The organism is Nocardiopsis sp. SBT366 (assembly GCF_001083815.1).
Taxonomy (GTDB): Bacteria; Actinomycetota; Actinomycetes; order Streptosporangiales; family Streptosporangiaceae; genus Nocardiopsis; species Nocardiopsis prasina.
On the sequence record NZ_LAVM01000133.1, the window covers coordinates 1 to 9,066 of the forward strand.

Annotated in this window: 7 protein-coding genes; 5 read left to right on the top strand and 2 right to left on the bottom strand. The window is 71.0% G+C overall.

Annotation, left to right across the window (positions count from 1 at the left end):
- Positions 1 to 770 (bottom strand): trehalase-like domain-containing protein (locus tag ADX84_RS24400; RefSeq protein WP_234004204.1); only part of this gene is annotated, 770 nt, incomplete at its 3' end.
- A 375-nt stretch (positions 771 to 1,145) separates the two neighbouring features.
- On the opposite strand from ADX84_RS24400, the gene ADX84_RS24405 reads away from it, so the two are divergent.
- The 5 genes from ADX84_RS24405 to ADX84_RS24425 all read left to right on the top strand — a co-directional run bounded on the left by ADX84_RS24405 (position 1,146) and on the right by ADX84_RS24425 (position 7,834).
- A complete protein-coding gene (locus ADX84_RS24405) occupies positions 1,146 to 2,831 on the top strand; it encodes an ABC-F family ATP-binding cassette domain-containing protein (protein ID WP_049579680.1) in 1,686 nt (561 codons plus the stop codon).
- A gap of 75 nt (positions 2,832 to 2,906) precedes the next feature.
- Entirely contained in the window at positions 2,907 to 3,608 is a 702-nt protein-coding gene (locus tag ADX84_RS24410; RefSeq protein ID WP_049579683.1) for a hypothetical protein, read from the top strand.
- Positions 3,605 to 4,849, top strand: a complete 1,245-nt coding sequence (locus tag ADX84_RS24415; RefSeq protein WP_156208173.1) for a hypothetical protein — start codon at positions 3,605 to 3,607, stop codon at positions 4,847 to 4,849. Before ADX84_RS24410 ends, ADX84_RS24415 begins: the two co-directional genes overlap by 4 nt.
- The gene (locus ADX84_RS24420; RefSeq protein ID WP_049579686.1) at positions 4,846 to 6,051 is read left to right on the top strand and encodes a hypothetical protein; all 1,206 of its coding nucleotides are present in this window, start codon (positions 4,846 to 4,848) and stop codon (positions 6,049 to 6,051) included. The genes ADX84_RS24415 and ADX84_RS24420 overlap by 4 nt, the downstream gene beginning before the upstream one ends.
- Before the next feature lie 331 nt (positions 6,052 to 6,382).
- Entirely contained in the window at positions 6,383 to 7,834 is a 1,452-nt protein-coding gene (locus tag ADX84_RS24425) for a nucleobase:cation symporter-2 family protein (protein ID WP_082206761.1), read from the top strand.
- A 260-nt stretch (positions 7,835 to 8,094) separates the two neighbouring features.
- Here ADX84_RS24425 and ADX84_RS24430 read toward each other — a convergent pair.
- The coding region (locus ADX84_RS24430; protein WP_049579690.1) for a cytochrome P450 at positions 8,095 to 9,066 on the bottom strand (972 nt) is incomplete at its 5' end.

Genomic DNA, 9,066 nt, shown 5'->3' on the forward strand with positions numbered 1-9,066 from the left:
CCGTCGCGGAGCCAGCAGTAGCGGTAGTCCCAGTTACGGACGCCGCCGATCTCCTCGGGCAGGGAGGTGGTCGCGGCGGCCATGACACCGCCGGTGGGGGTGCACAGACCCCGCAGAGTCAGCGCCGAACGGGCCACCAGATCCCGCTGGGTCAGGGGCAGCTCCACCCCGGACAGCCACCCGGTCCAGGCGCCCTCGCCGTCCTCGCGGCGTCGGGTCTCGGGCACGGGGTGCGCGGTCAGGGAGTCGGTGCCGCAGCGCAGCTCCAGCACCACCGGTTCACCCTGGACCGGTTCGAGGGTGGCCCGGGCGGTGTCCCCTCCGTCCTCGGGCTCGATGTGCCACCGCACGCCCGGCGAACGCAGGACCAGGGGGAAGTCCGCCCCGTGGACGCGTAGTCCGTCGTCCTCGGCGACGATCCGGACCGGGGCGCGGCCGAAGTCGGGACGCGGGGCGAACTCGACGGTCACGGGCGTCGAACCCTCGACGACGCGGACCAGGTCCGTACGTCCGGGCTCGGTGTCCTGGGCGAGGTAGTCGGTGACCTCCAGGCGGGACCAGCGGGTGCGCACGGTCATCGTGCCCGGCAGGTAGCGCTGGCCCAGCGGCATCCGCCCGTGGGCGGGCGAGATCGCGAAGACCCCGGCCTGACGGCCACCCAGGACCTCGGCGAACAGGGCGTTGGAGTCCGGCTCGGGGTGGCAGAACCAGAGCAGGCGCGCGTCCGGGCCCAGCAGCGCCACGGAGGCCTGGTTGGAGAGCATCGACATGCGCTCGATCGGGACCGGGCGCTCGCGGGGTTCGGCGCAACAGGCCCGATGTGCCGGGGCCGCCCCCGTCGCCTCGTGTGTGCCCGCAGCTCCCTGTGTGAGAGTCACCCCGCCGCCTTTCTCCGCGCCTTCGGGTTCGGGGACCTCGTCGTCCCCGAACACACCGGTTCACTGACCGGCGAGAAGAACCTAGAACAGGGGTGAACGGGCACACAGCGGGTTTCACCGGACCTTAGGTGTCAGCTAAGGGACTCTTAAGGTCCGGGCCCGCTCCTTCCAGGGAAAACCGATTGCCGGGGCTTGAACTCGCGTGGAACGCTGACCTTCCGCGCCGCCGGAGCGTGCGCGCCATCATGGGCAACAGGAAGAGCGGTCGTGGGCTACGTCGACGTCAACCAGGTGACACACACCCTCCCCGACGGGAGGGTGCTGCTGGACGGGGTGTCGTTCCGGGTCGGCGAGGGTTCCAAGACCGCGCTCGTGGGCGCCAACGGCGCGGGGAAGAGCACCCTGCTGCGTCTGGTGCGCGGTGAGTTCACGCCCCAGTCGGGCGCGGTCACCGTCGACGGCGAACTGGGGGTGATGCCGCAGTTCGTGGGACACGTGCGCGACGCCACCACCGTGCACGAACTCCTGGTGTCGGTCGCCCCCGCACCGGTGCGCCGGGCCCACGCGGACCTGGAGGCGGCCGAGGGGGCCATGATGCTCTCCGAGGACGAGGCCACGCAGATGCGCTACGCGGAGGCGATCACCCGGTATGGCGACGCCGGAGGCTACGAGGCCGAGGTGGTGTGGGACCAGTGCTGCGTGGCCGCCCTGGGCGTGGCCTACGAACGCTGCCGGTGGCGGGAGGTGCGCACGCTCTCCGGCGGTGAACAGAAACGGCTGGTCGTCGAGGCGCTGCTGCGCGGACCGGCGCCGGTCCTGTTGTTGGACGAGCCGGACAACTACCTCGACGTGCCCGGGAAGCGCTGGCTGGAGGAGGCGCTGCGCGCCACCCCCAAGTCGGTCCTGTTCGTCTCGCATGACCGCGAGCTGCTCAGCCGGGTCCCCGACCGGATCGTCACGGTGGAGCTGGGCGCGGCGGGCAACGACACGTGGGTGCACGGCGGGGCCTTCGACACCTACCACGAGGCCCGGCGCGAGCGGTTCGCCCGCCTGGACGAGCTGCGCAAACGCTGGGACGAGGAGCACGCCAAACTCAGGGCGCTGGTGTCCATGTACAAGCAGAAGGCCTCCTACAACTCGGACATGGCCACGCGGTACCAGTCGGCGCGGACCCGGTTGAGCCGGTTCGAGGAGGCGGGGCCGCCCCAGCAGCAGCCCCGGGACCAGAACCTGCGGATGCGACTGCGCGGCGGGCGCACCGGCAAACGCGCCCTGGTGTGCGAGAAGCTGGAGTTGACCGGGCTGATGCGCCCCTTCGACCTGGAGGTCTGGTACGACGAGCGGGTCGCCGTGCTGGGCTCCAACGGTTCGGGCAAGTCGCACTTCCTGCGGTTGCTCGCCGGTGGTGGCGACGACCCCGAGTCCTCGCTGGTCCCGGAGGAGGAGCGGGCCGGGATCGCACCGGTTCCGCACACCGGGCGGGCCCGGTTGGGCGCCCGGGTGCTGCCGGGTTGGTTCGCGCAGACCCACGAGCACCCGGAGTTCCTGGGGCGCACGCTGCTGGACATCCTGCACAGCGGTCAGGGCCACCGCCGGGGCCTGCCCCGGGACGAGGCGGGCCGGGCCCTGGACCGCTACGAGCTGGCTCTCAGCGCCGAGCAACCGTTCGACACCCTCTCCGGAGGCCAGCAGGCCCGGTTCCAGGTGCTGTTGCTGGAGCTGTCGGGCACCACGATGCTGCTGCTCGACGAACCCACGGACAACCTCGACGTGGTCTCGGCGGAAGCGTTGGAGGCGGCCCTGGACGCCTACCAGGGGACGGTTCTGGCGGTCACGCACGACCGCTGGTTCGCGCGGGGCTTCGACCGTTTCGTGGTGTTCGGCGCCGATGGTCGGGTGTACGAGGCGGACGAGCCGGTGTGGGACGAGACCCGGGTCCGTAGAGCCAGGTAGAAGGCGGGCTGCACCTCGGCGGCAGGGGCGACATATTCTGGTACAAAACAACAGAAAATGAGAAGAAGGCACCCCATGCCGTATCCCCCAGGCCGCTGGAGCCCCCTGCCACTGCTGTTCTCCCTCGTCGCGCTCGTGGTCGCGGCCTCCGCCGCACCGGCCCACGCCCACCCCAGCGAGGAGTCACCGGGGTTCTACGCCGACATGTTGGACCGCCATGACGGCGTGTTCGTCAGCGAGGAACTCGCCGGTCACCTCGACCGCTGGGAACTCGCCGACGACCTGCGTGCGCGCGTGCACGAGGAGGGCGTGCCCCTGGACGTCCTGGTGGTCGCCCACCCCACCGACGCCGACCTCGACTGGTTGGCCGACGAGGTACACCACATCAGCAAACGCTCAGTCGTGGTGTTCTCACCGCACACGAACCACGTGCACGCCTCGGCTCTGCGCGCGGCGGGGCTTCCCTCGAAGGCCGCGGACTACACGTCCTACACGGGTGCCTACCCTGAGGATCCGCGCGACCAGCTGGACCGGCTGCTGCGGGCCGCCTCCTACTCGGACCTGGACGAACGCACCGCCCGCGCCAGGACCGAGTTCGTCCGGAGTGTCGGAGGGGAACCAGAGCCGGACGCCGTCGCGGCGGGGTTTCCGTCACAGCGCTGGCTCACCGTCACCTGGCCGACCACGGTCGGTTTCGTCGTCAGCGGCGTGTGCACCGCCGTGGTGGTGGGCGCCGGGGTGACGGTGCTCCGGCGTCGTGGGGCGGGTGCGCGGTGAACCTGCCAGGTCTCCCGGGTCCGGCCTCGGCCATGGCCTCGGTCCTGGTGGCATCGGCGCTGCTGACATCCGTACTGCTTCCAGGCGCGGCGGCAATGGCGCGTACCTCGTCCGAGGGGCCGAGCACCGTGGCGGAGATCGAGGACCTGACCCGGGTCGCACGCGTGGCCGAGGAACTCGAACAGAACCCGGTCCACGTGAGCCACCTGTTCCCGGTACAACCCGATGAGGAGGTCCGGCTCGCGATGGCGGGCCAGGTCGCGGACGCCCTCGACGGCGACGTCCCCCTGTACGTGGTCATGTACGCCGCTCCGCCCACGGACGAGACCGGCGGCCAGCCGACCCTCTTCCTGCACGCCCTGCACGAGGTGAGCGGCGCTCCCGGGGTCTACGTGGCGGTGACGACGGACGGCCGGTTGGCCACGGCGGCCTTCGACAGCCCCGTCACCCCTGTGATCGACGATGCGGCCCTGCCGCGCGCCCTCAGACCCGTGGACACCGTCAGCGCTGTCGTCGCCGAACTGGAGGAGTCTCCGAGGACCCCCGTGGAGGCCACACCGCTCACCCGTGACGCCGCCCCCGACGTGGAGCAGGAGACCCAGCTCCCGACGTCGCGGGTCGGACGAGGGTGGGAACTGGCCATTCCAGGAGCGGTGCTCGGTCTCGCGGTGGCGGGCGTGTACCTGAGGTGGTCCGCCCGGTTCACCTCCCCCGCGCCCGACCAGGTCTCCGGAGCCTGGTTCGCGGTCGCGAGCCGCGGCTCCCGCAGCCGGATCCGGAACAGGTTGGCCAGGGAGCTGCGCTCACTGCGCCGGGAGTTCGAGGCGACCCCATCGGACCACCCCGGGCTGCCGCGCGCACGGGAGGCCTACGACGCCGCCGGGCTCATCGCCTCCTCCCGCGGCCTTCCGGCCACGGCACTGGTCTGCGGCCTGGTCCTGGCCCGACACGGGCGGCGGGCGCTCGTCCATCCCTTCGCGAGCGGAGTCCCCTGCCGGAACAATCCCCTGCACTCCCCTGCCACGGAGCGGCGCGACTTCCATCTGGACGCCACTCTGCGCCGGTGGAGGGTGTGCGAGGCGTGCGCGGACACGCCGAACGCCCGAGGAGGGGCCATGTACCTCCGTCACGGCGGACGCCGCGTCCACGTGTCCGACATGGACGACCCCTGGACCATGATCGCTCTGGACGGCCGGGAGCCGTTCGCTCAGGCCCGAACACTGGTGGGAGTCCGATCATGACCCGAACCCTCACCGCCCTGTTCGTCTCCCTGCTGGTGTTGTGGCCGGTACCCGCCTCGGCCGCCCTACCCTCCGACGCGAACGCCACGAGCCGGATCCTCTCTCCGCTGGTGGTCGCCGAGCACCTGGCCGAGGAGCCCGTCTACGTCCACCCCGACAGGTACGTCAGCACCGAATCGTCGTTGGTGCTGTCCGAGGACCGGGCCCGGGATCTGAACGACCGCGTCACCGAGGAGCTTCCGGGCGTGTACCTCGCCGTGACTCCCTGGCCCAACGCGCCCAGGTCCATGGGCACCGCCGTGGTCAACCGGAGTGAAGCGGAGGGCACGTTCCTGGTCGTCGGAGACGGTCTCACCGTGATCTCCGTGCGCTCCGAGGGGGACAAGGTACCCGGCCCCTCCTCGGACACGGTGCGGATGGTTCTGGCGGTGGTCAACCAACGCCCGGAGCTGGCCCGCGCCGACCTGGGCGACCGGCTGGACCTCGCCCTGGACCTGCTGGGCGACGAGGAGGCGGCGGCTCGCGAGTACGAACGGATGTCGTCGGACGGTGACCCGGGTGGTCGCGCGCTCTCCCTCGTGGTCGTGCTGCTCGCCGCGCTCCCGCTGGTGGGCCTCGCCGTGTGGGGTCTGCGTCGGAGAGCGCACCGACCGGTCCGGGTCGTCCCGCTCTCCGAGGCGGTGGTCGACTCGGTGGACTCCGCCGCCCACGAGGAACTGCGCCTGGATCTGACTCGGGTCCTGCCCTCCTACGGCCGCAGGGTGGCCAGGTTCAAGGGCTCACGCGAACGCGCGTCGGACGCCCTGGCCGCCTACGAGGCGGCGGCGCGTGTGCTGGACACCGCCGGGGACGTGTCCGACCTGGTCGGGGTGCGCGTGCTCCTGGACCACTGTGAGGCGGCGCTGAACGGCCGCCCCGCTCCCAGGCACTGCTTCTTCGACCCCCGGCACCGGGGTGAGACGGCCCGGACCAGCCTGCGGGTACCGGCCAGTCCTCGTGCGACGTCGGTCCAGGCCTGCGCCGACTGCCGACGCGACCTGCGTGCCCACGTGCCTCCGAGGGCCGTCCTGGACTCCTCCCATGGCCAGCCGACGCCCTACTACGCGGTGCCCGCCCAGCACAGCGTGTGGGCGGCGACCGGGTACGGCACCCTCGCTCCCGACCTGGTCCAGCGGGTCCTGGGCGGTGGTGCCCGGGGGTGAGTCCGGGGCACCCGTCGCGCGGGGCTGCGACGGGTACCGGAGGGCGTTCTTCGTCACGTCGGGGCCCGGTCGTGGGTGTGTCCACGGCCGGGCCCCGAGGCGTGTCCTGGGACCCCACCGCTCTCGGGAAGCCCGTGGGGAAGGGAGGTACGGGGCTCGGCGCGGGCTCGGGATGACACCCCCCACCATCGGCCCACACCACACACGGTGACGAGGTCGACTCCGTGCGCTTTTGTGTGTTTCTCCAGCCATACCCCCCGAATTTGCATGTCAATTCAGATCATCCGATGATTTGGAACGCGACCGATCCACACCGGAAGGCCCCACCACGATGAAGTTCCCCAAGGGCGGCTCGGACACCGTGTCCGACGACCGGGCCCCCGACGCCGCAGCGCGGCCCGAGGACGAGCGTCCGCCGCTGCGGTTCCTGGTCACCTACGGCGTCCAGCACATCCTCGCGCTGTACGCCGGAGTCGTGACTCCGCCGCTCATCATGGCCGCCGCAGTGGGGTTGGACCCGTTGGAGACGGGTCTGATCATCAGCGCGGCCCTGCTGGTCGCCGGTCTGATGACTCTCGTCCAGACCCTGGGGGTGTGGCGCTTCGGTATGCGCATGCCGCTGGTGATCGGCGCATCGTTTATCCCGATCACCGCGATGACCGCCATCGGTGAGTCCAGCGGCCTGCCCGCCGTCTTCGGCGCCTCGATCGTCGCCGGTCTGTTCGGCATCCTCATCGCACCCGTGATGGCCAGCCTGATCCGCTTCTTCCCCCCGGTGGTCACCGGCAGCGTGATCACCGTCGTCGGCCTCTCCCTGATCCCCGTCGCGATCGGCTGGATCACCGACAACAGCGAGACCGGCGCCCCCTCCGACACGAACCTGCTGCTGGGCGGGTCGACCCTGCTCATCATCCTGGTGCTGTCCAAGGTGCTGCGAGGGGTGTGGGGCCGCGCCTCCATCCTCCTGGGCATGGTGTTGGGCACCCTGCTGGCCGCGGCCATCGGGGCGGTCGACTTCGGCTCGGTCGGCACGGGCCCGGTCTTCTCGCTGCCCACGCCCTTCCACTTCGGCCCGCCGGAGTTCCAGATCGCCGCGATCATCACCATGTGCGTCATGATGATCGTGATCCTGTCCGAGGGCATGGCCGACATCCTCGCGGTGAGCGCGGTCGTGGGCAGCAAGGTGGACGGCCGCCGACTGGCCGACGGCCTGCGCGCCGACGCCGCGACGGCGGTCGTCGGGCCGCTGTTCAACTCCTTCCCGGGCAGCACGTTCAGCCAGAACATCGGCCTGATCGCGCTGAACAAGGTGCGGAGCCGCTACGTGGTGGCCGCTGGCGCCGTCCTGCTGCTCGTCATGGGCCTCTTCCCGATCCTGGGCCGGGTCGTCGCGATGATCCCCTCCCCCGTCCTGGGCGGCGCCGGGCTGATGCTGTTCGGTTCGGTGGCGGCCGCCGGGATCCAGACGCTCGGCAGGGTGGACTACGAGGACAACCAGAACATGGTGATCGTGGCCGTCTCGCTCGGCTTCGGCGTCCTGTCGATCGTCTCGCCCGACTTCTTCGCGACCTTCCCGGACTGGGCCACGATGATCCTGCACTCGGGCATCGTCACCGCGACCGCCTCCGCGCTGGTCCTCAACGTGGTCTTCAACGTCCTGGGGTCCGGGCGGAGGGGTTCGCGGTCTCCGGGCGGCAAGGCGCCCGCTGAGTCGTCCGGGCTCCCGGACGGCTCGGAGGACGGGCCCCGCGAGGGCGCGGACAGCGCCCCCGCGAAGGCCTGACCCCACTCACTCCCCAGCGGGCCCACGGGCACGCGACCGGGGCCGCCGACACCGTCGGCGGCCCCGGTCCCCGTTTCACGGGCGTGGTACTTCAGGGCTTGCGGGCGACCCCGCAATTGTCCGCTTTAATGCACTTCTGGGCATGTCCTTGGATGCCCGCTGCCGACCATGACCCGGCGCGGGGCGGCCCCGCCCGCCGGCCGGGGCCGCTCCGTCGCTGGCGGAACGGCCCCGGGGACCTCGAACGCTCCTGGCCCGACCTACGGACGCAGCAGGACCGGCAGTTCCTTCAAGCTGTTGACGACGATGGAGGGGTGGTTCTCCAGTTCCCCGTCCGCGACGGCGAGCCTGAGGTCGGGGAAGCGCTCGAACAGCAGGGGCAGGGCGATCTGTCCCTCCATCCGGGCCAGGTGGGAGCCCGGGCACACGTGCGGCCCGTACCCGAAGGAGATGTGGCGCCCCTTCTCCCGGGTCAGGTCGAAGGTGTCCGGGTGCGGCTCCTCGCCGTGCTCGTCGCGGTCGCGGCTGATCGCGCCGTAGGAGGTCATCAGGGCCTCGCCCTTGCGGATGGTCTGCCCACCCAGCTCCACGTCCTCCGTGGCGAACCGGAAGATCATGTTGGAGGTGGGCGGGTCGAAGCGCAGGGTCTCCTCCACCACCGTGTCCCAGCCGACCCTGCCCTCCTTGACCAGGTCGAACTGCTCGGGGTGGGCCAGCAGGGCGCGCACGGCGTTGCACAGCAGGTTGACGGTGGTCTCGTGCCCGGCCGCCACGACCACCTGGAGGGTTCCGCGCACCTCCAGGTCGGTGAGGGCGTCACCGTTCTCACCGGTGTTGAGGAGTTCGGTGGTCAGGTCCTCGCCCGGGTTGGCGCGCTTGTCCGCGATCATGCCCTCGTAGTAGCGCTCCAGGGTCGCGTAGGTCTCCAGGAACTCCTCGGGTCCGGTGACCGCGCTGAAGAACTTCACGTACATGTCGCGCAGGTAGCCGTGTTCGGCCGCGTCCACGCCGTAGAGCTCACCGATCACGCTCATGGGGAGCTTGAAGGCGAACTCGTTCTTGAGATCCAGCGGCTCGTGGGCCCCGGCTTCCAGACCGTCCAGCAGCTCGACGGTCAGGTCGTGGATCCTCGGGCGCAGGCGCTCCACGCTGCGGGCCGAGAAGGCCTTGGCGGTGAGCAGGCGCAGGCGCTTGTGCTCCGCGCCGTCGGTACCCAGGAGGTTGGTGGGGGT